Source organism: Gemmobacter denitrificans (genome assembly GCF_036964905.1).
Classification (GTDB): Bacteria; Pseudomonadota; Alphaproteobacteria; order Rhodobacterales; family Rhodobacteraceae; genus Gemmobacter; species Gemmobacter denitrificans.
The window spans coordinates 137,344-160,629 of sequence record NZ_JBALHR010000004.1; the positions used below are offsets into that span (position 1 = coordinate 137,344).

General features: G+C 65.6%; 19 protein-coding genes. 15 read left to right on the plus strand and 4 right to left on the minus strand.

Features of this window, described 5'->3' with window-relative positions; all coding sequences use genetic code 11:
- Genes V6590_RS08790 through V6590_RS08805 form a run of 4 tightly spaced genes read left to right on the plus strand, consistent with a single transcriptional unit; the run spans window position 1 to window position 6,705 of the window.
- Window positions 1–999, plus strand: a complete 999-nt coding sequence (locus V6590_RS08790; RefSeq protein ID WP_335422022.1) for an AAA family ATPase — start codon at window positions 1–3, stop codon at window positions 997–999.
- A complete protein-coding gene (locus tag V6590_RS08795) occupies window positions 996–1,868 on the plus strand; it encodes a DUF58 domain-containing protein (protein WP_335422024.1) in 873 nt (290 codons plus the stop codon). The genes V6590_RS08790 and V6590_RS08795 overlap by 4 nt, the downstream gene beginning before the upstream one ends.
- Entirely contained in the window at window positions 1,868–4,624 is a 2,757-nt protein-coding gene (locus V6590_RS08800; RefSeq protein ID WP_335422027.1) for a DUF4159 domain-containing protein, read from the plus strand. Before V6590_RS08795 ends, V6590_RS08800 begins: the two co-directional genes overlap by 1 nt.
- Window positions 4,621–6,705 (plus strand): hypothetical protein, encoded by a 2,085-nt coding sequence (locus V6590_RS08805; protein ID WP_335422029.1) that lies wholly within the window; start codon window positions 4,621–4,623, stop codon window positions 6,703–6,705. The genes V6590_RS08800 and V6590_RS08805 overlap by 4 nt, the downstream gene beginning before the upstream one ends.
- Here V6590_RS08805 and V6590_RS08810 read toward each other — a convergent pair.
- Window positions 6,687–7,397, minus strand: coding sequence for a DUF599 domain-containing protein (locus V6590_RS08810; RefSeq protein ID WP_335422031.1), 711 nt, complete (start codon window positions 7,395–7,397; stop codon window positions 6,687–6,689). The two genes, V6590_RS08805 and V6590_RS08810, sit on opposite strands and share 19 nt — an antisense overlap.
- Before the next feature lie 82 nt (window positions 7,398–7,479).
- On the opposite strand from V6590_RS08810, the gene V6590_RS08815 reads away from it, so the two are divergent.
- The 5 genes from V6590_RS08815 (at window position 7,480) to V6590_RS08835 (ending at window position 12,476) form a co-directional block, all read left to right on the plus strand.
- Entirely contained in the window at window positions 7,480–8,913 is a 1,434-nt protein-coding gene (locus V6590_RS08815) for an FAD-linked oxidase C-terminal domain-containing protein (protein ID WP_335422033.1), read from the plus strand.
- Between the two features lie 64 nt (window positions 8,914–8,977).
- Window positions 8,978–10,066 (plus strand): FAD-binding protein, encoded by a 1,089-nt coding sequence (locus tag V6590_RS08820; protein ID WP_335422035.1) that lies wholly within the window; start codon window positions 8,978–8,980, stop codon window positions 10,064–10,066.
- A 3-nt stretch (window positions 10,067–10,069) separates the two neighbouring features.
- Window positions 10,070–11,365 carry a glycolate oxidase subunit GlcF gene (gene glcF / locus V6590_RS08825; RefSeq protein ID WP_335422037.1) on the plus strand — a complete coding sequence of 432 codons (1,296 nt, stop codon included), beginning with the start codon at window positions 10,070–10,072 and terminating at the stop codon, window positions 11,363–11,365.
- Between the two features lie 50 nt (window positions 11,366–11,415).
- Complete coding sequence (locus tag V6590_RS08830) at window positions 11,416–12,204, plus strand: trypsin-like serine peptidase (protein WP_335422039.1); 789 nt, start codon at window positions 11,416–11,418, stop codon at window positions 12,202–12,204.
- 98 nt (window positions 12,205–12,302) lie between these two features.
- Window positions 12,303–12,476 (plus strand): hypothetical protein, encoded by a 174-nt coding sequence (locus V6590_RS08835; RefSeq protein WP_335422041.1) that lies wholly within the window; start codon window positions 12,303–12,305, stop codon window positions 12,474–12,476.
- On the opposite strand, the gene V6590_RS08840 is transcribed toward V6590_RS08835, so the two are convergent.
- Both V6590_RS08840 and V6590_RS08845 read right to left on the minus strand, forming a co-directional pair.
- Window positions 12,445–13,254: a division plane positioning ATPase MipZ gene (locus V6590_RS08840; RefSeq protein ID WP_335422042.1), complete on the minus strand. Its 810-nt coding sequence runs from the start codon at window positions 13,252–13,254 to the stop codon at window positions 12,445–12,447. The genes V6590_RS08835 and V6590_RS08840 overlap by 32 nt on opposite strands.
- A gap of 133 nt (window positions 13,255–13,387) precedes the next feature.
- A complete protein-coding gene (locus V6590_RS08845) occupies window positions 13,388–14,275 on the minus strand; it encodes a phosphotransferase family protein (protein WP_335422043.1) in 888 nt (295 codons plus the stop codon).
- 59 nt (window positions 14,276–14,334) lie between these two features.
- Between V6590_RS08845 and V6590_RS08850 the strand changes: the two genes are divergently transcribed.
- Entirely contained in the window at window positions 14,335–14,973 is a 639-nt protein-coding gene (locus tag V6590_RS08850) for a class I SAM-dependent DNA methyltransferase (protein ID WP_335422044.1), read from the plus strand.
- Here the strand turns inward: V6590_RS08850 and V6590_RS08855 are convergent.
- Complete coding sequence (locus V6590_RS08855) at window positions 14,929–15,699, minus strand: DeoR/GlpR family DNA-binding transcription regulator (RefSeq protein ID WP_335422045.1); 771 nt, start codon at window positions 15,697–15,699, stop codon at window positions 14,929–14,931. The two genes, V6590_RS08850 and V6590_RS08855, sit on opposite strands and share 45 nt — an antisense overlap.
- A gap of 232 nt (window positions 15,700–15,931) precedes the next feature.
- On the opposite strand from V6590_RS08855, the gene V6590_RS08860 reads away from it, so the two are divergent.
- The 5 genes from V6590_RS08860 (at window position 15,932) to V6590_RS08880 (ending at window position 23,233) form a co-directional block, all read left to right on the plus strand.
- Window positions 15,932–16,870, plus strand: a complete 939-nt coding sequence (locus V6590_RS08860; protein WP_335422046.1) for an ABC transporter substrate-binding protein — start codon at window positions 15,932–15,934, stop codon at window positions 16,868–16,870.
- 69 nt (window positions 16,871–16,939) lie between these two features.
- Window positions 16,940–17,956: a betaine/proline/choline family ABC transporter ATP-binding protein gene (locus tag V6590_RS08865; RefSeq protein WP_335422047.1), complete on the plus strand. Its 1,017-nt coding sequence runs from the start codon at window positions 16,940–16,942 to the stop codon at window positions 17,954–17,956.
- Window positions 17,953–19,926 (plus strand): ABC transporter permease, encoded by a 1,974-nt coding sequence (locus tag V6590_RS08870; RefSeq protein ID WP_335422048.1) that lies wholly within the window; start codon window positions 17,953–17,955, stop codon window positions 19,924–19,926. Before V6590_RS08865 ends, V6590_RS08870 begins: the two co-directional genes overlap by 4 nt.
- A complete protein-coding gene (locus V6590_RS08875) occupies window positions 19,923–20,801 on the plus strand; it encodes a phosphotransferase (RefSeq protein WP_335422049.1) in 879 nt (292 codons plus the stop codon). Before V6590_RS08870 ends, V6590_RS08875 begins: the two co-directional genes overlap by 4 nt.
- Complete coding sequence (locus tag V6590_RS08880) at window positions 20,801–23,233, plus strand: GcvT family protein (protein WP_335422050.1); 2,433 nt, start codon at window positions 20,801–20,803, stop codon at window positions 23,231–23,233. The genes V6590_RS08875 and V6590_RS08880 overlap by 1 nt, the downstream gene beginning before the upstream one ends.
- Window positions 23,234–23,286 lie beyond the last annotated feature (53 nt).

Below are 23,286 nucleotides of genomic sequence, written 5' to 3' on the forward strand. Positions count from 1 at the left end.
ATGGCCGAGGCGCTGGTGGAACAGATCGAAACGCTGGGAACCCGGCTGGCCGAGGCGAAGGCATCGATCAATCGCCGCTTCATCGGGCAGGACAAGGTGGTCGATCTGGTGCTGGCGGCCATGCTGTGTGGCGGGCACGGCCTGCTGGTCGGCCTGCCCGGCCTTGGCAAGACGCGGCTGGTCGATACGCTGTCCACCGTCATGGGGCTGAAGGGCAGCCGGATCCAGTTCACCCCCGATCTGATGCCCGCCGATATTCTGGGGTCCGAGGTGCTGGAAAGCGATGCGGGCGGCAGCCGGGCCTTCCGCTTCATCGAGGGGCCGATCTTCTGCCAATTGCTGATGGCGGACGAAATCAACCGCGCCAGCCCGCGCACGCAATCGGCACTGTTGCAGGCCATGCAGGAACGCGAGGTGACCATTGCCGGTCAGCATCGCCCGCTGGGCCGCCCCTTCCATGTGCTGGCGACGCAGAACCCGATTGAACAGGAAGGCACCTATCCGCTGCCGGAAGCCCAGCTTGACCGTTTCCTGTTCCAGATCGACGTCGATTATCCCGACCGCGCCACCGAACGTGACATCCTGCTGGCGACCACCGGTGCCGAAGAGGCGGCGGTGCATCAGGTCTTTACCGCCGATGATCTGCTGGCGGGGCAAGAGGTGATCCGCCGGATGCCGGTGGGGGACAGCGTGGTGGAGGCGATCCTTGATCTGGTCCGCTCCTGCCGCCCGGGCGAGGTTGAGGGCGCGCATCTTGCCGATACGCTGGCCTGGGGGCCGGGGCCGCGCGCAGCGCAGGCGCTGATGCTGGCAGTGCGGGCGCGGGCGCTGTTGCAGGGGCGGCTGGCCCCTGCGGTGGCCGATGTGGCGGCGCTGGCGCGGCCGGTGCTGAGCCACCGGATGGCCTTGAACTTTGCCGCGCGGGCAAGGGGTGAAACCGTCGCTGCGGTGATCGACCGGGCGACGCTGCGCGCGCTTGGCCAAGAGGCCGCCGCGTGACGATCCCTGCCGATCTGCGCGCCCGGGCCGAAAGGCTGGGCCAGAGCCTGCCGCCCTTGCTGGCGGCAGCCGATCATCTGGCCGGTGCAATGGTTCTGGGCGATCATGGCCGCCGTCGTGCGGGCATGGGCGATGAATTCTGGCAATATCGTCAGGCCCATGCGGGCGATACGGCCCGCATGATCGATTGGCGACGGTCGGCCCGGTCTGACGCGACCTATGTGCGCGAACGCGAATGGCAGGCCGCGCAAAGCGTGTCGCTTTGGGTCGATCCTTCGGCGTCGATGCGATTTTCGGGCGACCGGTCCCGCGCGCCCAAGGCCGACCGCGCGCGGCTGCTGGCGCTGGCGCTGGCGGTGCTGTTGCTGCGCGGGGGCGAAAGGGTCGGGTTGATGGGCGACCACACGCCGCCCCGGTCGGGTCGGGCGCAGGCCGAACGGCTGGCGCTGGCTCTTGGGGCGGACGGGGCCGAGGATTACGGGCGCCCCGAAACCACCGGGCTTGCGCCGCATGGCCGGGCGGTCTTGCTGTCGGATTTTCTGGGCGATCTGGCCGGGCTGGAAGCCACGCTGGCCGCCGCATCGGATCGCGGGGTGCGCGGGGTGATGCTGCAGGTGCTGGACCCGGCCGAGGAAGAGTTTCCCTTTGACGGCCGCACCGTGTTTGAATCGATGACCGGGGCAATCCGGCACGAAACGCTGCGGGCGGGCGATCTGCGTGACCGCTATCTGGCGCGGCTGGCCGATCGCAACGCGCGGCTGGCCGAATTGGCGCGGCAGGCAGGCTGGCAATTCACCACCCATCACAGCGGTGATCCGGCGCAAGGCGCGTTGTTGTGGCTTTATCAGGCGCTGGAGGCCGGGTTCTGATGTGGATGCTGGGTCCTGTCGGCTTTACCGCGCCGCTGATCCTGATGGCGCTGGCGGCCCTGCCGGTGCTGTGGCTGATCCTGCGCGCCGTGCCGCCTGCGCCGATCTTGCGGCGGTTTCCGGGTGTGGCCTTGCTGCTGGGCCTGCGCGACAAGGATGCCCAAACCGCGCGCACCCCGCTGTGGCTGCTGCTGCTGCGGGCAGGGGCCATTGCAGCGGCGATCATCGGCTTTGCCGGTCCGGTGTTGAACCCCGAACCGCCCAAAGGCGCGACTGACCTGCCCTTGCTGATCGTGGTCGATGGCGGATGGGCCGATGCGCGGGATTGGCCGCGTCGGGTGGATCAGGCGCTGCGGCTGGCCGAAGGGGCATCGCGGGCGGGGCGTGTTCTGGCACTGATCCGCCTGACCGATACGCCCGAGGCCCCGGTCTTTCAGGCTGCCGCGACGCAAGGTGCCCGGCTGGCCGGGTTGCAGCCGCAGCCCTGGGGGCCACGCGATCTGGCTGGATGGGCCGAGGTCTTGCCCGAAACCGGATTTGAAACCTGGTGGCTGTCGGACGGGCTGGATCATCCGGGCCGGGCAGACCTGACGGCCGCCTTGCAGGCGCGCGGGCCGCTGAGCATCTGGGAAAGCCCGCGCACGGTGTTTGCGCTGGCCCCTGCAGGCTTTGCCGATGGCAAGGTGCAGATCCGTGCCGAACGCCTGCCCGCCGGTGCCCAGACCGAGATCGAGGTTTCGGCCCGTGGGCTTGACCCTGCCGGGATCGAACGCGAACTCGCCCGCGCCAGCCTGACCTTTGCCACCGGGCAGTCGGGCGCGGAAACCGCGCTCGACCTGCCGCCCGAATTGCGCAACCGGTTGTCGCGCTTTGAAATCGTGGGGCAAGCCAGCGCAGGGGCCGTCAGCCTGACCGATGACAGTCTGCGCCGCGCCAAGGTGGCGCTGATCGGGGGCGGTGCGCAGGCCGAAGGTCTGCAACTTCTGTCACCCACCCATTACCTGCGGCAGGCGCTGGCCCCGGTGGCCGATCTGATCAATGGCGGGTTGCAGGATGTGGTGCAGGCCAAACCCGATGTGATCGTGCTGGCAGATGTGGCACGGCTGACCCAGGCCGAAAGCGACGCGCTGGTGAAATGGGTGGAAGGCGGCGGTCTTTTGCTGCGCTTTGCGGGGCCGAAACTGGCAGCGTCCGATATTGCCCGGGCCGAGGCCGATCCGCTTTTGCCGGTGCGGCTGCGCGAAGGCGGGCGCAGTCTGGGCGGCGCCATGAGCTGGGGTGACCCAAAGCTGCTGGCGCCTTTCCCTGAATCCAGCCCCTTCTTCGGCCTGCCTATCCCGCCCGAGGTGACAGTGACGGCGCAGGTGTTGGCCCAGCCCGATCCCGATCTGGCCGAACGGTCGATCGCGGCGCTGGCCGATGGCACGCCGCTGGTGACGCGCAAGCCATTGGGGCAGGGGCAGGTGGTGCTGTTCCATGTCACTGCAAATGCGGAGTGGTCTTCGTTGCCTTTGTCGGGGCTTTTCGTGCAGATGCTGGAACGGCTGGCGGTTTCCACCCGCCCCGCTGCGCCCGAGGCCGCCGATCTGGCGGGGATGACCTTTACTGCCGAACGTCTGCTGGATGCCTTCGGGCGGATCAGACCGCCGGGCGGCCTGCCCGGGGTGCGGGGCGAGGATCTGGCCGATGGCGCTTTGGGGCCCGATCTGCCGCCGGGCCTATATGCCGATGGCGACCGCCGCGTCGCGCTGAATGTGATCGGACCAGACACCCGGCTTGCAGCGGCCCGCTGGCCCGATGGGGTGCCGGTAGAGGGGGCAGAGCGCCCGCGCGAGCGCCCCTTGGGCGGTGGGTTCCTTGCGGCGGCGCTGTTGGCGCTGATGGCCGATGTGATCGCGGCGCTGTGGATTTCCGGGCGTCTGTCGGGGGGGCTGCTGGCGCGTCTGTCGGTGCTGTTGGTCCTGGCTCTGCCGGTGGCGCAGGTCCGGGCGCAGGAAACGCTGCCGGGCGATGATTTTGCGCTGGCCGCCACGGGCGAAGTCCGTCTGGCCCATGTGCTGACGGGCGATGGCCGGGTCGATGATCTGGCGGCGGCGGGGCTGCGCGGGCTTGGCCTGCGGCTTTATGAACGCACCACGATCGAGCCCGCAGATGCGATGGCGGTGGATATCGAACGCGACGAGCTGGCGTTTTTCCCGTTCCTCTACTGGCCCGTGACCGCCGACCAGCCGCTGCCGTCGGTCGCGGCCTATCAGAAGCTGAACCAGTATCTGCGCAGCGGTGGCATGATCCTGTTCGATACCCGCGATGCCGGGATGGGCGGCGGCACCTCGCCCGAGGCGCGGCGGCTGCAACTGATCGCCAGCGCGCTGGACATTCCGCCCATCGAACCCATTTCCGCCGATCATGTTCTGACGCGCACCTTCTATCTGATCCAGGATTTTCCGGGCCGGCAGAATGGCCCGATCTGGGTGGAGGCCCCGCCCGCAGATGCCGAAGAGGTGGAAGGCATGCCCTTCCGCAATCTGAATGATGGTGTGACCCCGGTGGTCGTGGGCGGCAATGACTGGGCGGCAGCCTGGGCGGTGGACGAGGATGGTATCCCGCTTCTGCCAGTAGGGCGTGGTTCCGCCGGTGAACGCCAGCGCGAGATCGCCTATCGGTTCGGGGTCAATCTGATCATGCATGTGCTGACGGGCAATTACAAATCCGATCAGGTCCATGTGCCTGCATTGCTGGAAAGGCTGGGGCAATGAACGCGATTGTCTTTGCCCCGCTGATCCCTTGGCCGCTTCTGTGGGGGATGGCGGCGCTATCGGCGCTGCTTTGCCTCTATGCGCTGTGGCGGCGGCTGGCGGGCTGGTTGCCGCGGGCCGTCGGTGCCGTGGTTCTGCTGGCGGCGCTGGCCAATCCCTCGTTGCAGACTGAAGACCGCGAAGCCCTGTCCGATATCGTGATCGCGGTGATCGACCGCAGCTCCAGCCAGACCGTCGGGGATCGGGCGGCGCAGACCGATGCGGCGCTGGCGGCATTGCGGGCCGAAGTGGCGGCGCTGCCGAACACCGAACTGCGCGAGGTGGTGGTGCGTGATGCCGGGGGGGATGGCGGATCGCCGGTTATGGCCACGCTGGCCGAGGCACTGGCCGCCGAACCGCGTGCCCGGGTGGCCGGTGCGGTGATCATCAGCGATGGTCAGGCGCATGACGTCGATCTGGCCCCCGCGATGCCTGCCCCGCTTCATCTGGTGCTGACCGGCGAGACGGCAGATTGGGACCGGCGGCTGATCGTAAAAAATGCCCCCGCTTTCGCGATCATCGGTGAACCTGTGATGCTGCAATTGCGGGTCGAAGACAGCGGTGCTGTGCCCGTCGAGGCCGGGGCCACGGCCAACCTGTCCATCGCCGTCGATGGCGGCCCGCCGCAATGGTACAGCGTGCCGGTGGGGCAGGATCTGGATCTGCCGGTCACACTTCCGCATGGCGGGCAGAATATCCTGCAGTTCACGGTAGAAACAGCCCCCGGCGAGTTGACGGACCGCAACAATGCCAGCGTGACAGCAATCAACGGGGTGCGCGACCGGTTGCGGGTGCTGCTGGTTTCGGGCGAACCCCATGCCGGCGAAAGGGTCTGGCGCAATCTGCTGAAATCCGATCCTTCGGTCGATCTGGTGCATTTCACCATTTTGCGCCCGCCCGAAAAACAGGATGGTGTGCCGGTCGAGGAGTTGTCGCTGATCGCCTTTCCGACCCGGGAACTGTTTGTCGAAAAGATCGATGAATTTGATCTCATCATCTTCGATCGCTACCGGTTGCGTGGGATTTTGCCCATGCAATACCTTGAAAACGTGCGAGATTACGTTCTGCGCGGGGGCACGGTGCTGGTGGCTGCCGGGCCGGAATTCGGCACGGCTGACAGCCTGTGGCGGTCGCCTCTGGCTGACATCCTGCCGGTGACCACGACCAGCCGGGTGATCGAGGGCGGCTTTCGCCCGGCGCTGACCGATCTGGGGCAGCGCCATCCGGTGACCCGGAGTCTGGATGCGCTGGCCCCCGAAGGTGGCTGGGGGCGCTGGTTCCGCCAGATCGAAATCACCGCGCGGGGCGCGGGGCAGGTGGTGATGCAGGGGGCAGGTGGTCAGCCGCTTCTGGTACTGGCCCGCGAAGGCGAAGGCCGGGTGGCCGTGCTGGCCTCGGATCATGCCTGGCTTTGGGGACGCGGGTATGAAGGCGGCGGACCGCAACTGGAACTGCTGCGGCGGCTGGCGCATTGGATGCTGAAGGAACCCGAACTGGAGGAAGAAACCCTGTCGGCCCAACCCGGCGCGGCCATGCTTGCGATCACCCGGCGCAGCCTGTCAGAAGCTGATCCCGGGCCCGTCACACTCACGCGGCCGGATGGGACCGAAATGCAGGTGACCTTGGCGCAAAAGGCCCCGGGGCTGTACGAGGCGGATATTGCTGCGCCGGATGTCGGGCTTTACCGCCTTGCGCAGGGCGATCTGGCGACGGTGGTGGCCGTCGGTCCGCCTGCGCCGAAGGAATTTGAACAGATCCTTGCCAGCCCCGATCCGCTGAAGCCGGTCATCACGCCGACAGGCGGCGGCACATTGCGGATTGCCGACCGCTTGCCCGATCTGCGGCAGGTGGAGACAGGGCGCACGGCGGCGGGGCGGGGCTGGCTGGGCATCACCCCGCGCGAGGCGCATCTGACAACGGACATACGCATCACCCCGCTGCTGCCCGGCTGGGCCTGGCTTTTGCTGGCGGCGGGTTTTGCGGTGCTGGCCTGGTTGATGGAGGGCCGGATCACCCGGCCCCGTCAGACCATCGGATCCTGATCCTTCAACCCGGCCACAATGGCCACGCGCGATTGCGAGATGAATTCGCGGCGGATCAGTGTGGCGAAGGTCATCGCCATGGCCAGGGCCAGACCCAGCGGCCCGACCAGCCAACCAAGCGCGCCAATCGCGAAATAGACCGATCGCAACCCGCGATTATAGTTCTTGGCGGCGGTGATGTTCACCTCGGCCGCCTGCATGGCGCGGGTCATGGCATGGGGATGGTCGGGGTCATTGGGCACCGATGCCATCAGGATCGAACAATAGCCAAACAGCCGGTGCGCCCAGACGAATTTCAGAAATCCGTTCACCACGAAGGCCAGCACGAACAGGATCTTGGCCTTGGTCAGCAAGGCCGGGGCATCGGGCAGGGCAAAGCTGTGCGCTAGACCTTCCAGAGGCTGCGTATCCCCCAGAAGCGCCAACCCCCCGCCAAGCGCCAGCATGCAGGTGGAGGCGTAGAAGGTGATGCCTTGCCGCAGCCCATCCAGCACGGTGGCATCATACATGCGGGGCTGCCGGGTCACGAATTCGCGCATCCAGTCACGCCGATAGGCCCGCATCAGCACGGTGACCGATGGCCGCCAGCGATTGGGGCGTTCGATCAGGGTTTGCAGCAGCACCACGCCCGCAAGCGTGAAACCAAGGGCGGCATAGTCCGCCGGGGTGATAAGGGACAGGATCTCCAGCATGTGGTCAGGGTAGAGCCTAATTCCACCCTTGCCAAATCGCAAAATTGGTTATATTACTTTACCAATAAAGCGGAGCTTGCCTATGGATATGCCCCAGCCCAACCCTGCCATCCTGGCCCGCAAGGACCGGATCGTGCAACGCCTGCTGGAGGTGCTGCCCGCAGATGCCGTGGTGCATGACCCGCACGAAGTGCGCGCCTATGAATGTGACGCGCTGTCGGCCTATCGCTGCCCGCCGCTGGCGGCCATCTTGCCCCGCACAACTGCCGAAGTCGCGGCGGCGCTGAAGGTATGCCATGACGAAGGCGTGCCGGTGGTGCCGCGCGGGGCGGGCACCTCGTTGGCCGGGGGCGCCTTGCCCACCGCCGACAGTGTCATCCTTGGCGTGGCGCGCATGACATCCGTGCTGGAAACCGATCTGGCCGACCGTTTCATCCGGGTGCAGGCCGGGCGGACCAATCTGCAGGTGACGGCGGCGGTGGAAGGCGAGGGGTTCTTTTATGCCCCCGATCCATCCAGCCAGTTGGCCTGTGCCATTGCGGGCAATATCGCGATGAATTCGGGCGGGGCGCATTGCCTGAAATACGGGGTGACGACCAATAATCTGCTGGGGGTGACCATGGTGCTGATGGATGGCACGGTGGTCGAAATCGGCGGGCCCTGGATGGATGGGCCGGGCCTTGATCTGCTGGGGCTGGTCTGTGGGTCAGAGGGGCAACTCGGCGTGGTGACCGAAGCCACCCTGCGTATCTTGCCAAAACCCGAAGGCGCGCTGCCGGTTCTGATGGGATTTGACAGTTCGGAAGGCGCAGGGGCCTGCGTGTCAGACATCATAAAGGCGGGCGTGTTGCCGGTCGCCATCGAATTCATGGATCGCCCCTGCATCGAGGCTTGCGAAGCCTTTGCCAAAGCGGGCTATCCGATGTGCGAGGCATTGCTTATCATCGAGGTGGAGGGTTCACCCGCCGAGATTCGCCACCAGCTTGATCTCATCATAGCCATTGCCCGCCGGCATAACCCGGTCGAACTGCGCGAGGCCGCGGACGAAGATCAGGCCAAGCGCATCTGGCTGGGCCGCAAATCGGCCTTCGGGGCCATGGGACAGATCAATGATTACATGTGTCTGGATGGCACCATTCCGGTGTCCAGCCTGCCGCATGTCCTGCGCCGGATCGAGGAGCTGAGCCGGGATTACGGGCTGAAAGTGGCGAATGTGTTCCATGCGGGGGATGGCAACATGCACCCGCTGATCCTCTACAATGCCAATCAGCCCGGCGAGCAGGAGAAATGCGAGGCCTTGGGGGCCGATATCCTGCGGCTCTGCGTCGAGGTTGGCGGCTGCCTGACCGGCGAACATGGCGTGGGGATCGAAAAGCGCGATCTGATGGCGGTGCAATATGCCCCCGCCGATCTGGAAGCGCAGCTGCGGGTGAAGGATGTCTTTGACCCGAAATGGCTATTGAACCCCGCCAAGGTGTTTCCGTTGCAGGTGACGGCCGCGCGGCGCGCGGGCTGAAAGGGCAGACCGGGGGGCACACCCCCGGACCCCCGTGGGAAATTTGGACCAAGGTAAAAGCACGATGCGCCCGAATGACGAAACCGAACTGGCCGAGATGATCCGGGCGACCGAAGCGCCGCTGCGGGTGCAGGGCGGTGGGACGCGCGGGGCACTTGGGCCCGGGGCGGTGCTGGAGACTGGCGGATTGTGCGGCGTGCGGCTGTATGAACCCGGCGCGCTGACGCTGGTGGCGGCGGCGGGCACGTCTCTGGCCGAAGTGGAGGCGGTGCTGGCAGCAGAAGGGCAGCGTCTGGCATTTGAAGTGCCCGATCTGCGCGCGCTTCTGGGGCGCGAGGGCGCATCCACGCTGGGGGGCGTGGTGGCCGAGAATGCCGCCGGCCCGCGTCGGGTGGCTGTTGGCGCGGCCCGCGATTTTCTGCTGGGCGTGGCCTTTGTCGATGGGCGTGGTGACCTGATCCGCAATGGCGGGCGGGTGATGAAGAATGTCACCGGCTATGATCTGGTGAAGCTGATGGCGGGCAGCCGCGGCCAGTTGGGGGTCTTGACCGAAGTGGCGCTCAAAGTGCTGCCGCGCCCCGAGGCGGTGGTCACGCTGCTGCTGCCCGGGTTGGACATCGGGCAGGCCGTGGCCGCCATGGCAGCGGCCCTGGGATCGCCCTTCGAGGTGACGGGCGCTGCGCATCTGCCGGAAGCGGGCACCTACTTGCGGCTGGAAGGGTTTGCAGGATCGGTGGCCTATCGCCGGGATCGGCTGGCGGCTTTGTTGCGGCCCTTTGGCCTTGCCGAGGAGGTGGCCGATCCTTGGGGGCAGATCCGCGATGTGGCCCCCTTTGCCGGGCGTGCGGGCGATGTCTGGCGGCTGCATCTGCGCCCGTCCGAGGCGGCGGGAGTGGTGGCCCGGATCGGGGCAGAGGCGGTGATGCTGGATTGGGGCGGCGGCCTGATCTGGGCATTGATGGAGCCGGGGGCCGATCTGCGTGCGCGGGCCGGGGCGTTTCAGGGCCATGCCCTGCGGTTGCGTGGTGCGGCGGATACGGCACCGCTGCCCCCGGTGCTTGCCGGTCTGTCCGACGGGTTGCGCCACCAGTTTGACCCGCGCGGCATCTTTGCGCCGTCATCCACCCTGGCCCAGACCACAGCAGGAAATTGACCGATGCAGACCCATTTCACCCCGGAACAGCTGCGTGATCCCGGTCTGGCCCGGGCCAATGAAATCCTGCGCGCCTGTGTGCATTGCGGATTCTGCACCGCCACATGCCCCACCTATCAGGTGCTGGGTGATGAATTGGACAGCCCGCGCGGGCGCATCTATCTGATCAAGGAGATGCTGGAAACCGGTCGTCCGGCAGATGCAAAAACGGTCAAGCACATTGATCGGTGCCTGTCTTGTCTGGCCTGCATGACCACCTGCCCCAGCGGGGTGCATTACATGCATCTGGTGGATCAGGCGCGGGAATATATCGAAAAGACCTACAAACGGCCCCTGGGTGACAGGCTGCTGCGGTGGGTTCTGTCGCGCATCATCCCCTATCCGGGGCGGTTCCGGCTGGCCTTGCTGGGGGCCAAGATGGCGCGGCCTTTTGCCGGGCTGCTGCCGGACCGTCGTTTGCGGGCGATGATCGCCATGGCCCCGAAACAGGTGCCGCCCGTCAGCCGCAATGACGATCCGCAGGTCTTTGCCCCGACGGTGCCGCGCCGGATGCGGGTGGCCTTGCTGACCGGCTGTGCGCAAAAGGCGCTGAACACCGACATCAACGATGCCACCATCCGGCTGTTGCGCCGTCTGGGCTGCGAAGTGGTGGTCGCGCGGGGCATGGGCTGTTGCGGGGCACTGACCCATCACATGGGGCGCACGGACGAAAGCCACGAACAGGCGGCGACCAATATCCGGGCCTGGATGGCCGAACAGCGCAACGGCGGGCTGGATGCCATTGTCATCAACACCTCGGGCTGTGGGACGACGGTCAAGGATTACGTTCATATATTCCGCACCGACCCGATGGCGGCTGACGCTGCGCAGGTGTCTGAACTGGCCATGGATATTTCGGAACTCCTGGTGAAGATCGGTATGCCGGAAGGCGCGCCAAAGGGGCTGCGCGTGGCCTATCACGCCGCCTGCAGTCTGCAGCATGGGCAAAAGGTGAAGTCCGCGCCGAAAGACCTGCTCAAACGGGTCGGATTTGAGGTGGTGGAGCCGGTAGACAGCCATTTGTGCTGCGGATCGGCGGGCACCTACAACCTGATGCAGCCCGAGATTTCGGCCGCGCTGAAGGCGCGCAAGGTGGCAACGCTGGAGGCGAAGGCCCCCCAGGTGATTGCGGCGGGCAATATCGGCTGCATGATGCAAATCGGATCGGGCACGGCGGTTCCGGTGGTGCATACGGTGGAATTGCTGGATTGGGCTTTGGGCGGGCCAAGGCCAAGGGCGCTGCAGCCCGAGCTTGTCTGACGCCCGGTTTTGCCGCATTGCTGCCGATATTCCCGGTTAACGGATGCGGCATGAAACGCCTGAGCCTTGCCCTTGCCCTGATCCTGGCCGCGCTGCCGCTGCGCGCCGATGACGCGCGTCTGCGCAGCCTGATGACCGGTGATGACAGCCGGGGCTGGGATGCGGTGGGGCGGTTGAACCTTGGGCGCAAGGGGTTCTGCACCGGGGCCTTGATCGCGCCCGATCTGGTGCTGACTGCCGGGCATTGCCTGTTCGACAAGGATACCGGCGCGCGGATCGACCCTACGACCATCGAATTTCTGGCTGGCTGGCGCAATGGGCGGGCCGCCGCCTATCGCGGTGTCAGCGCGGCGGTGGCCCATCCCGATTATGTCTATGCCGGGGGCGAACGGCTGGACCGGGTAACGCATGATCTGGCACTGTTGCGTCTGGATCGCCCGATCCATCTGCCATCGATTCAGCCCTTTGACATCGCGGATCAGCCGGGCACCGGCGACAGTGTCGGCGTGGTGTCCTATGCCAGGGACCGCGCGGATGCGCCATCGCTGCAAGAGGTGTGCGAGGTGCTGAACCAGCGGCCGGAAATGCTGGTCCTGTCCTGCGATGTGGATTTTGGCGCTTCGGGTTCGCCGGTCTTTTCGCTTGCCGGTGGGGTCCCGCGTGTCGTGTCGGTGGTTTCAGCCAAGGCTGAACTGGGCGGGCGCAACGTGGCGCTTGGCACGGCCCTGCGTGCGCCGCTGCAGGATCTTCAGGCGGAAATGGCGCTGTCCTCGCCGCGCCGCACTGGCAAGGTGCGAGTTCTGTCGGGCGGCGGGGCAGGGACCTTCATCAAGCCCTGACATCTGCGCGGCAGATGCCCCAGAAAATCCCTTGCGAAGGCCGCATTTTCGCCCTGCTTGCCCGGCTATCCTGCATTTACCAACCGAGGAGAGCCGAAATGAGCTTTGTCACCCGCCTGCTGAGCCGGCTCCGCCGTGCCCCCACCCAGACGCAAGCACAGGCCGAACAGGAAGACGTGTTCGAAATGCGCCTGCGCAAGATGCAGGGCCGCGCCCGCCGCGAACCGGCAGCAACGCCGTTCAGAAATTCACGGCAACAGTCGGCAGCCTGAGTTCGGCCATCAGATCGCGCAATTCCTGCCGGGCGGCGATGTTCGACAGGTTAAGCTGATCGACGCCGGTATCCTTCAGGTCCAGAAGGGTCAGGCCGCGTGGAAAGAGTTCGCGAAAGATCACCCGTTCGGTAAAGCCGGGGGCGACGCGAAAGCCGATCCGCTTTGACAATTCTTCCAGCGCGGCGCCGACCTTCTTCTTGTTGTGCATCTGCTGGGCACCCAGACGGTTGCGCAGCACGATCCAGTCGATCGGTTTCAGCCCGGCCTGCGCGCGCAATTGCCGGGCATTCCAGACCATTTCCGAATAGATCGAAGGCCCCTTTACCTTGCCGGTTTCCGGGTCCACCCGGGCCAGCAGGTCGAAATCGACGAAACTGTCGTTCAGGGGGGTGATCAGCGTATCGGCCAGGCTATGCGCCACCTGGCTCAGCCGGGTATGCGACCCGGGGCAATCAATCACGATGAAATCGCAGGCGGGCTCCAGCGCGGCCATCGCGACCGAAAGCCGGTGGTCGAACGGGTTTTCGCCGGGGGCGAGGGTGGCCGGGTCCACCTCGGGCATTTCGCGGTAATCGGGGGTGGGCAGGTCCTTTTCGGACCTGGCCATCCAGGCGCGGCGGTTTTCGACATAGCGGCCAAAGCTGCGCTGGCGCAGGTCAAGATCCAGCGCGCCGACACGAAACCCCATCCGGGCCAGGGCGGTGGCCACATGCATGCAGGTGGTCGATTTGCCCGACCCGCCCTTTTCGTTGCCCACAACGATGATATGCGCCATGGCAGTGGCCCTTCCTTCTGTCTTCTTGTTGCGCCCCTTCTAAGGGCTGGCCGAAACTTAGGGAAGCGGGAAGCCGCCGACAGATGCGGCAGAATATGCAAAGGTTTCAGGTGGCAGGCCCAGCGATGGGGTGTCAGGCCAGAAGGGCCAGATGTCGGGCAAAGACTGGATCGGCCATCAGGGCCCGGCAGCGGGCAAACCGCCCCTCGGCATAGGCACGAAAATCATCTGCCGGGTTGCCATTCGCCAGTTGGATCAGGCCCCAGAGCGTCCAGAGCAGATCGCACATCGCTTTGTAGATCACCATGCGGGCGCGGGCCTGATCGGGGGCGGGGCCGTCGAAATAGGCTGTCAGCAAAGCCTCGTCCTGTGCTGCATCGAACTGCGCTTCCACCGACAGGTCGCCCAGATCCCACATCGGATCGTTCATGCCGGAATATTCCCAATCCACCACCCACATCCGGCTGCCTGTATCGAGAAAATTCTCGCAAAGCGGATCGCAATGGCAGGGCACCAGCGGCACCGGGTGGCGGGCCAGCGCGGCACGGATGGTTTCGGCCTCGGCCAGAACCGCGTGATAGCCCTCGGGCAGGGCCACATCCTTGCCCGACAGCAGGCGCAGGTAATCGTCGATCATGGCAAACAGGTCGAACCGCGTCGGGAAGGTTTCGCCTGACCGATGCAACTGCCGCAAGGCCAGCGCGGCACGGGCCGGAGCGCCGGTCCGGCTGCGGAACGCTTCGGGTGTCATGGTGACCCCCGGGACAAAGCGGGTGATCATCACCCCGCTGTCCGGATCGGCCATCACCAGATCGGGGCTGACCCCTGCGCCTGCGGCGGCGCGGGCGGCAACAGCCTCGGCCTTGCGGTCGATGTATTCGGCAGTGCCTTCGCCCGGAACCCGCACGATCAGATCGCCCAGCCGGTAGACCCGGTTCGTCAGGCCGCCCAGCCGTTCGGGCTGGCCTGTCGGGACCAGCCCCGGAACCCGGGCCACCAAGGCCGCAATGTCATCCTGCATGGCTTGCCCTTTCATCGCTGCTGACCCAAGCTAGCGGCAGCAAAGCGTGGGAGTCCAGCATGGCATCAGGGCAGCATGACGGGCATCTGGGTGCGGTCTATCAGGCCAGCGCCCCAGAGGAAGTGGCGGCAATCTATGACGCCTGGGCCGACAGCTATGATGCCGAAATGGCCCGGGCGGGCTATCGCCACCCATCGGTCGGGCTGGCGCTGTTGTCCCGCCACGCCCCGCGCGGCACCGGACCGGTGCTGGATGCGGGCTGTGGCACCGGGCTTTTGGGCGATTGGCTGGACATTCTGGGCTTTGCGCCTGCCGAAGGGCTGGACCTGTCGGAAGGCATGCTGGCGGTCGCGCGGGCCAAGGGGCCCTATGCGGCGCTGCATCGGCTGGCGCTTGGTCGCGATCTGCCCTTTGCCGACGGGTATTTCGCGGCGGTCATTTCAACCGGGGTGTTCACCACTGGCCATGTCGGCGCAGAGGCGCTGCCCGAACTGATCCGCATCACAGCGCCGGGCGGTGTGATCGTGCTTACGGTAAAGACCTCGCTGTGGGACGGCGGCTTTGCCGATGCGCTTGGCCGCCTGCCGGGGCTGCGGATCGTGGAACAGACCGCGCCCTATGTCTCGATGCCGGGCGAAACCGGCACGGTTCCGTCACTGGCGGTGGTCTTGCGGCGCGAGGGTCAGCCGAACCTCTGATGCCGCCAGCGCCGCCGCGATATCCGGGGCAGGCGCGGCATCGGTCACCATCGCGTCGATCCGATCGAAGCCGACCACCCGGATGAACCCGCGCCTGCCGAACTTGCTGGCATCGGTCACCACTGTCCGACATTCACCGCAGGCCAGAACCGCGCGGGCAAATTCGGCCTCGTGCAGGTCAAAATCCATCACGCCGCTGGCATCCACTGCCCCGGCCGAAATGATGGCATGTTGCACGGCAAAGGGCCGGATGAAATCCAGCGCCGAAGCGCCGAGCGCGGCCCCGCTGTCGCCCCGCAATTCGCCCCCGGCCATGAAAACCCGGTTGCCGTTCACCGTGGCCAGGGTGCGCGCGATGTCTGATGAATTGGTCACCACCGTCAGCCGCCGATGGCCCAGCAATTCGCGGGCCAGAAAGCTTGTGGTGGTGCCGGTATCCAGCATCAGCGAATCGCCATCGGCGATATTGTCGGCCATGGCCCGGGCAATGGACCGCTTGGCCCCCGCGTTTTCGCGCATGCGTCGTTCGAAAGGGGCCTCGCCGATCTGCCCCGCAAGCCCCACAGCGCCATGCACCCGGATCACCGCGCCCGCATCGGCCAGGGTGCGGATGTCGCGGCGGATGGTTTCTGCCGAAACATCAAGCCCCTGCGCCAGTGCCGTGACCGACAGAGACCCCTGGCGTTCCAGCAGTTTCAGTATCGCGCCATGACGTTTGGTCAACATGAAAGCACCGGTAGCCTGTGGATTTGTCGCACTGATTTGCCCGTATGGTGACCATAATTGAAATCATCGGTCATAAAAACCACAAAATCACCCGATTTTCGTTGACAGGCTAGGTCTGGCCTTGCGTAAATCGGATCAGGATCAGAAGGCGCGCGGCCCGATTGGCTGGCCCGAAGCGCCCGCCCCACCGGATTGACCGCGCTTGTCGCATCACCAGAACAGGGAGTTTCCGATGCGCTTTCCTTGCCTGACCTTGCCTGCCTTGCTGCTTGCCACCACCGCCATGGCGCAGGAGTCGTCTGACCCGATCAAACTGACGCTGCATGACTGGACCGGCCAGCTCATCACCACCCAATTGATGGGCGAGGTGCTGAAGAAAGGCGGCTATAACGTCGAATATGTGCAGGCCGACTATCTGGCCCAGTTTGCCGGGCTGGAAACCGGCGATCTGCATGTCGCCATGGAAATCTGGGAAACCACGGGGCGCGAGGCGATGGATGCCGCGACCGCCACCGGTTCTGTCGAAGTGCTGGGGCCGACCGGCATGCAGGCCAAGGAGGAGTGGTGGTATCCCTCGTACATGAAGGAAAAATGCCCCGGCTTGCCCAATTGGGAGGCCTTGAAGGACCCGGCCTGCGCCGAAGCGTTCAGCACGGCGGAAACCGCGCCGAAGGGCCGCTATCTGGGCGGGCCGGTCACTTGGGGCGGGTTTGACGAAGAGCGGATCGCCGCTCTCGATCTGCCCTTCGAGGTGATCCATGCCGGGACCGATGCCGCACTTTTTGCCGAGCTGGAAAGCGCCTATCAGCGGCAGGCACCGGTCCTGCTGTGGATTTATGCGCCACATTGGGCCCCGGCGAAGTTCGAGGGCGAATGGGTCGAATTCCCCACCTATGAAGCCGCTTGCTACACCGATGCCGCCTGGGGCGGCAATCCTGATGCCACCCATGACTGCGGCAAGCCCTTTGGTGATATCTGGAAAGTGGGCTGGTCGGGCCTGAAGGACAAATGGCCCGGTGCGCACAAGGCCGTACAGGCCTTCACCATCGACAATGCGGCGATGGGGGCGATGATCACCGAGGTCGATCTGAACGGCAAGACGGTTGAGGCTGTGGTGGCCGACTGGATGGCAGCCAATGAACCTGTCTGGAGCGCATGGGTCGCCAAATGATCCTTTCAGGCTCCGTGGCCCCGGCCGGTCGATCCCCTCTCCGGCCGGGGTTTTCTGGGCGGCGCACCCATGGCTGAACCTGACGAAACCCTGATCTGCCGCGAGTTGTGGAAGGTCTTTGGTGCCCATGCTGGTGCCGCCCTGTCCGCAGCGCAGGGCGACGCGGACAGACTGCTGGCACAGGGTCTGGTGCCGGCCGTGCGTGGGGTGAACCTGTCGGTGCGGCGCGGCGAGATCTTCGTGATCATGGGTCTGTCGGGCTCGGGCAAATCCACCCTTGTGCGGCTGTTGTCGCGGTTGATCGAACCAACGGCGGGCGAGGTGCTGTTCAACGGCCAGAACCTGCTGACCGCCTCGGATGCTGAAATGACCCGGATCCGACGGCACAAGATGGGCATGGTGTTTCAGCATTTCGCGCTGCTGCCCCATCTGACCGTGCTGGAAAATGTGGCCTTTCCCTTGGCTGTGCAGGGGGTTGCCGCCGATCGCCGGGCCGAGCGGGCGCGCGAGATGGTGGCGCTGGTCGGGCTGGCCGGGCGCGAAGGGTCTTATCCGCGCCAGCTTTCGGGCGGGCAGCAGCAGCGTGTCGGGATTGCCCGGTCACTGGCCGTAGAACCGGAGCTGTGGTTTCTGGACGAACCCTTTTCCGCGCTGGACCCGCTGATCCGCCGCGAATTGCAGGATGAATTCATTCGTCTGCAATCGCGGCTGCACAAGACCATCGTGTTCATCACCCATGATTTTGACGAAGCGATCCGCTTGGCCGACCGCATCGCCATCATGAAGGATGGCGTCGTCGAACAATGCGATACGCCCGAGGCGCTGGTGCTGCGACCGGCGACAGAGTATGTGCGCGCCTTCACCGGGGCGGTGCCCAAGGCCAAGGTGGTCCGGCTGGCACGGCTGATGATCCCGGGGCCGGTGGCCGAAGGCCTGGCGCTGATGCCAGATCGCGCCACGGTGGCCGAGGCAGGCCCGGCCTTTCTGGGCGGGGCAGAGGCCATCGGCATCACGCAGGATGGCCTGCCCGTCGGCACGGTGTCCCGGCGTGCGGTGATTGATCTGTTGCTGGGGGGCGGGGCATGACGGCGTTGGCCCTGCCACAGCGCCCGGCGCTGCCAGACCGCACGCTTTGGGCGTTGGCTGTGGCGATGTCGCTGGCGATCTGGCTTTTCGGGCGCGATCTGTGGCCTTGGGCTTTCGAATACCCCAAAGGCTGGCGCCTGCCGTTGGCGGGCTGGATCGGTGCGGCGATGACATGGCTGGTGAAAGAAGCGGCCATCGGCCCGCTGGCCTTTTCCGACCTGACGCGCGCCCTGGCATTTGTGATCGACCTGCCCTATCGCGCGGTGCTGGCCTTGCTGGCAGATGGTGTGCAGCGGCAAGAGGCCGGGCAGGTGCAGCAGATTTTGCCACCTCTGCCATGGGTGGTGGTCACGGGGCTTGCCGCGCTGATCGCCCATCGCGCGGGCGGGCGCGGACTGGCGCTGCTGGTGACGGCTTGTTTCTGCTTCATCGCGGTGTTCGGGCAATGGCATTCGGCGATGGTGACACTGGCCTCGATTCTGGTCGCCGTGCCACTGGGGGTGGCGGGGGGGCTGGCCCTGGGCATTCTGGCCTGGCGCCACCGCTGGCTTGACCGGGCGCTGCGGCCGCTGCTGGATCTGATGCAGACCATGCCGGTCTTTGCCTATCTGGTGCCGATTCTGATCCTGTTCGGCTTTGGCCCCACGGCGGCGGTGATCGCGACGCTGATCTACGCCACCCCACCGATGACGCGCATCACCACGCTGTCGCTGTCGCGGGTGCCGGGGGAAACCCATGATCTGGCCACCATGGTGGGCTGCACGCCGCGACAGCGGATGTGGCGGGTGCTGATCCCTTCACTGCGTGAACCGCTGATGGTCGGGGTCAATCAGGTGATCATGCTGTCGCTGAACATGGTCATCATCGCCTCGATGATCGGGGCGGGGGGCTTGGGGTTTGACGTGCTGAACGCGCTGCGGCGGCTGGATTTCGGCGCGGGGCTTGAGGCGGGGTTGGCCATTGTCGCATTGGCCATCGCACTTGACCGGGTCAGCCAGGCCGCCGCACAGGGGCGGCCCGGAGGCGGCGGGCATTTGCGGGCGGCGGGGGTGCTGGTTGTGGTGGCCGTGCCGATGGCCCTGCTGATCCCCGCGCTGCAGACCTGGCCCGAGACGGCGCGGCTGACCACCAGCCCGTTCTGGGCGGCGCTGGTCGAATGGATCAACGTGAATTTCTTCGACACGCTGGAGGCGGTGAAGACCTTTGTTCTGACATGGGCGCTTGTGCCGGTCAAACGGGCGCTGACCAGCCTGCCCTGGGCCGTGGCGGTGGGGTTTCTCGGCTTTGCGGGCTGGCGGCTGGGCGGCTGGCGGCTGGGCACGCTCTGCGCGGGCCTGTCCTTCCTGATCGCCGCGACAGGTCAATGGGAAAAGGCGATGATTACGGTCTATCTCTGCGGCATTTCGGTGGTGGTGGCCATGGCCATCGGCCTGCCCATCGGGATCTGGGTGGCCGAACGTCCCCGCGCCTGGGCGGTGACCCGGGCGGTGATCGACACGCTGCAGACCCTGCCCAGCTTTGTCTATCTGATGCCGGTCGTGATGCTGTTCCGGGTGGGGGATTTCACCGCGATGATTGCAGTGGTCGCCTATGCCGTGGTCGCCGCCATCCGCTATACCGTGCTGGGCCTGCAGGGCGTTGACCCGCGGCTGATCGAGGCTGGCCGCGCCATGGGCTGCACCCCGCTGCAGATATTGACCCGCATCCGGCTGCGGCTGGCCCTGCCGGAAATCCTGCTGGGCCTGAACCAGACCATCATGTTCGCGCTGTCGATGCTGGTCATCACCGCATTGGTGGGCACCCGCGATCTGGGGCAAGAGGTCTATATCGCGCTGACCAAGGCCAATCCGGGCAACGGGCTGGTGGCGGGGCTGGCGATTGCCTTCATCGCCATCATGGCCGACCGGCTGATTGCGGCAGCGGCGCGGGCGCAGCGCATGAAACTGGGGCTGGAAGGGGGCACGCCATGATCCCTGATCGCATTCGCACCTTGCCCTGCTGGCAGGGCGACATCACGGCAGAGCCGTTGCCCGGCGGGCTGTCGAATGAAATCTGGAAGGTCACCGATGCGGCCGGGGCGCATGTGGTGCGCTTTGGCCATGATTTTCCGTTTCACCATGTGGATCGGGCACGCGAGGTGATGACAGGCCGCGCGGCCCATGCGGCGGGTTTTGGCCCTGCGGTGCAGTTCGCGGCACCGGGCGTCAGCGTGGTGGCGTTTCTGCCCGCGCGCACCTGGGGGGCCGCCGATTTGCGCGCGGCCCCGGATCGGGTCGGGGCGGTGTTGCGCCGCTTTCACACGGAAATGCCCGCCCATGTCAGCGGGGCGGGGTTCATCTTCTGGCCCTTCCATGTGATCCGCGATTATGCGCGCACCCTTGCGGCAGGGGGCAGCCCCTTTGCCCGGGATCTGCCCGCGCATCTGGACCTTGCCGCGCGGCTGGAGGCGGCACAGATCGCATTGCCCATCAGCTTTGGCCATCATGACCTGCTGCCCGCGAATTTCCTGGATGACGGCCAAAGGCTTTGGCTGATCGATTATGAATATGCAGGCTTTGGTACGGCGATGTTCGATCTGGCCGGTGCCGCTTCGAATGCCGGGATGAACGATGCCGAAACCGAGGCGTTGCTGCTGGCCTATCTGGGTCATCGCCCCGATGCCGCCTTTTGCCGTGCCTTTGAAGCCATGCAATGCGCCAGTCTGCTGCGCGAGGCGATGTGGTCGATGGTCAGCGATTTGCACCTGTCGGCACCCGGGGCAGATTACCGGGCCTATGCAGCGGAAAATCTTGAAAAACTTGCAGCGAAGCTTGCCGCTTTCACCGCGCAATACGGAGAACCCTGATGTCCCTTCCGACCCATGCCCAGATCATCGTCATCGGCGGCGGCATCATCGGCTGTTCCACCGCCTATCATCTGGCGCGCGATCACAAGGCCGATGTCCTCTTGCTGGAACAGGGCAAGATCACCAGCGGGTCAACCTGGCACGCGGCCGGACTGGTGGGGCAATTGCGGTCCTCGGCCAGCATCACCCGCGTGCTGAAATACTCGGTCGATCTGTACAAGGGGCTGGCGGCGGAAACCGGGCTGGATACCGGCTGGAAGATGACCGGTTGCCTGCGATTGGCCACCACGCCCGACCGCTGGACCGAATTCCGCCGGCTGGCCACCACCGCCCGCAGTTTCGGCATGGAGATGGAGCTGATCGGCCCAGATGAGGTAAAGCGGATGTGGCCCTTGATGGATACCTCCGATCTGATCGGGGCCAGTTGGTTGCCGACCGACGGGCAGGCCAGCCCATCAGACATCACCCAATCGCTGGCAAAAGGCGCGCGGATGCATGGCGCGCGGATCATGGAAGGGGTGACGGTGACCGGATTTGTCATGGATGGGCAGCGCATCACCCATGTGGAAACCGATCAGGGGGTGATCGCCTGCGAAAAGGTGGTGAACTGCGGTGGCATGTGGGCGCGCGAATTGGGGGCCATGGCCGGGGTTTGCGTGCCGCTGCATCCCGTGAAACACCAGTATATCATCACTGAAAAGATCGCCGGCCTGTCGCCGGATGCCGCCACCCTGCGCGATCCCGACCGCCGCACCTATTTCAAGGAAGAGGTCGGTGGGCTGGTGATGGGCGGCTATGAGCCGAACCCGCAGGGCTGGGTGACCGGCGATATTCCGAAAAACTGGGAATTCCGGCTGTTCGATGATGATTTCGACCATTTCGATCAGCATCTGGAACAGGCCATCGCCCGCATCCCCGCGCTGGAAAAGGTGGGGGTGAAGCAGATGATCAACGGTGCGGAAAGCTTTACCCCCGATGGCAACTTCATCCTTGGTCCGGCCCCGGAATGCGCCAACATGTATGTTGGGGCGGGGTTCAACGCCTTTGGCATCGCATCGGGCGGGGGGGCTGGCTGGGTGCTGGCCGAATGGGTGATGCGGGGCGAGGCGCCGCTGGATCTTTGGGCCGTGGATATCCGGCGCTTTTCCGGCCTGCACCGCGATCGCGACTGGGTGGCCGAACGCACATTGGAGGCCTATGGCAAGCATTACACCGTGGCGTTTCCGCATGAGGAATATCTGTCTGGTCGGCCAAGGCTGGTTTCGCCGCTTTATGACCGGCTGGCGGCTGCGGGGGCAGTGTTCGGCTCCAAACTGGGGTGGGAGCGTCCCAACTGGTTTGCCGCGGCGGGCGTGGTGGCGCAGGATGTCTATTCCATGGGGCGGCAGAACTGGTTCGATGCCGTCGGGGCGGAACATGCCCATGTGCGCGCCCATGCCGGCCTTTTCGACCAATCCTCCTTCGCGAAATATGAACTTTCCGGCCCCAGGGCAGCCGAGGCGCTGGAGGCGATCTGTGCCAACCGGGTGGCGCGCGAGGTGGGGCGGCTGACCTATACCCAGCTTCTGAACAGCCGGGGCGGCATCGAGGCCGACCTGACCGTGGCCCGCATGGCCGAGGATCTGTTCTATATCGTGACCGGAACCGGATTTCGGACCCATGATTTCGGCTGGATCGCCGACCATCTGCCGGGGGATGGCGTTGTCTTCCGCGATGTGACCGAAGATTGGGGCACCCTGTCGCTGATGGGCCCGCATGCGCGGGACATACTGGGCCGGGTGGCAGCGCAGGATGTGTCGGATGCGGCCTTGCCCTTCGGATCGGCGCGGCTGATCACGTTGGCTGGCGTGCCGGTGCGTGCCCTGCGGGTGACCTATGTGGGCGAACTGGGCTGGGAGTTGCATTGCCCGATTGCACAACTGGGCGTGGTCTATGACGCGTTGATGGCGACCGATACAGACCTGCGACCGGTGGGTTATCGCGCGCTGGAAAGCCTGCGGCTGGAAAAGGGTTATCGGGCGTGGTCATCCGACATTACCCCCAACGATACACCCTTTGAGGCCGGGTTGGGCTGGGCGGTGAAGCTGAAGGGCAATACGCCCTTTCTGGGCCGCGTCGCATTGGAAGCCGCGCAGGGGCAGCCGCTGGCCAAGATGTTCGCCGGGTTCACGGTGGATGCGCCGGGGGCGGTTCTGGTCGGGCGCGAAACCATCCTGCGCGACGGGGTGCCAGTGGGCTATCTCACCTCGGGCGGCTATGGCTATACGATCGGGAAAAGCATCGGCTATGGCTATGTTCGCAATGCCGCAGGGGTGACCGCCGAATGGTTGCGGGACGGGCGCTATGCGCTGGTCATAGCAGGCGAGGAAACTGCGGCAGAGCTGACATTGCGCCCGCTGGTGGACCCGGAAGGGCTGCGCATCCGCTGCTAGACTGCTGCGCGCGCAAGGGCCAAGCGTGTTGGACGCACCTGCGCTGGTTGCGG

What these genes read in the sequence shown, in the direction of transcription:
- V6590_RS08790 (WP_335422022.1), top strand. Translation starts at nt 1, where the DNA reads ATGGCCGAGGCGCTGGTGGAACAGATCGAAACGCTGGGAACCCGGCTG.
- V6590_RS08800 (WP_335422027.1), top strand. Translation starts at nt 1,868, where the DNA reads ATGTGGATGCTGGGTCCTGTCGGCTTTACCGCGCCGCTGATCCTGATG.
- V6590_RS08805 (WP_335422029.1), top strand. Translation starts at nt 4,621, where the DNA reads ATGAACGCGATTGTCTTTGCCCCGCTGATCCCTTGGCCGCTTCTGTGG.
- V6590_RS08810 (WP_335422031.1), bottom strand. Translation starts at nt 7,397, where the DNA reads ATGCTGGAGATCCTGTCCCTTATCACCCCGGCGGACTATGCCGCCCTT.
- V6590_RS08815 (WP_335422033.1), top strand. Translation starts at nt 7,480, where the DNA reads ATGGATATGCCCCAGCCCAACCCTGCCATCCTGGCCCGCAAGGACCGG.
- V6590_RS08820 (WP_335422035.1), top strand. Translation starts at nt 8,978, where the DNA reads ATGCGCCCGAATGACGAAACCGAACTGGCCGAGATGATCCGGGCGACC.
- glcF (WP_335422037.1), top strand. Translation starts at nt 10,070, where the DNA reads ATGCAGACCCATTTCACCCCGGAACAGCTGCGTGATCCCGGTCTGGCC.
- V6590_RS08830 (WP_335422039.1), top strand. Translation starts at nt 11,416, where the DNA reads ATGAAACGCCTGAGCCTTGCCCTTGCCCTGATCCTGGCCGCGCTGCCG.
- V6590_RS08835 (WP_335422041.1), top strand. Translation starts at nt 12,303, where the DNA reads ATGAGCTTTGTCACCCGCCTGCTGAGCCGGCTCCGCCGTGCCCCCACC.
- V6590_RS08840 (WP_335422042.1), bottom strand. Translation starts at nt 13,254, where the DNA reads ATGGCGCATATCATCGTTGTGGGCAACGAAAAGGGCGGGTCGGGCAAA.
- V6590_RS08845 (WP_335422043.1), bottom strand. Translation starts at nt 14,275, where the DNA reads ATGCAGGATGACATTGCGGCCTTGGTGGCCCGGGTTCCGGGGCTGGTC.
- V6590_RS08850 (WP_335422044.1), top strand. Translation starts at nt 14,335, where the DNA reads ATGGCATCAGGGCAGCATGACGGGCATCTGGGTGCGGTCTATCAGGCC.
- V6590_RS08855 (WP_335422045.1), bottom strand. Translation starts at nt 15,699, where the DNA reads ATGTTGACCAAACGTCATGGCGCGATACTGAAACTGCTGGAACGCCAG.
- V6590_RS08860 (WP_335422046.1), top strand. Translation starts at nt 15,932, where the DNA reads ATGCGCTTTCCTTGCCTGACCTTGCCTGCCTTGCTGCTTGCCACCACC.
- V6590_RS08865 (WP_335422047.1), top strand. Translation starts at nt 16,940, where the DNA reads ATGGCTGAACCTGACGAAACCCTGATCTGCCGCGAGTTGTGGAAGGTC.
- V6590_RS08870 (WP_335422048.1), top strand. Translation starts at nt 17,953, where the DNA reads ATGACGGCGTTGGCCCTGCCACAGCGCCCGGCGCTGCCAGACCGCACG.
- V6590_RS08875 (WP_335422049.1), top strand. Translation starts at nt 19,923, where the DNA reads ATGATCCCTGATCGCATTCGCACCTTGCCCTGCTGGCAGGGCGACATC.
- V6590_RS08880 (WP_335422050.1), top strand. Translation starts at nt 20,801, where the DNA reads ATGTCCCTTCCGACCCATGCCCAGATCATCGTCATCGGCGGCGGCATC.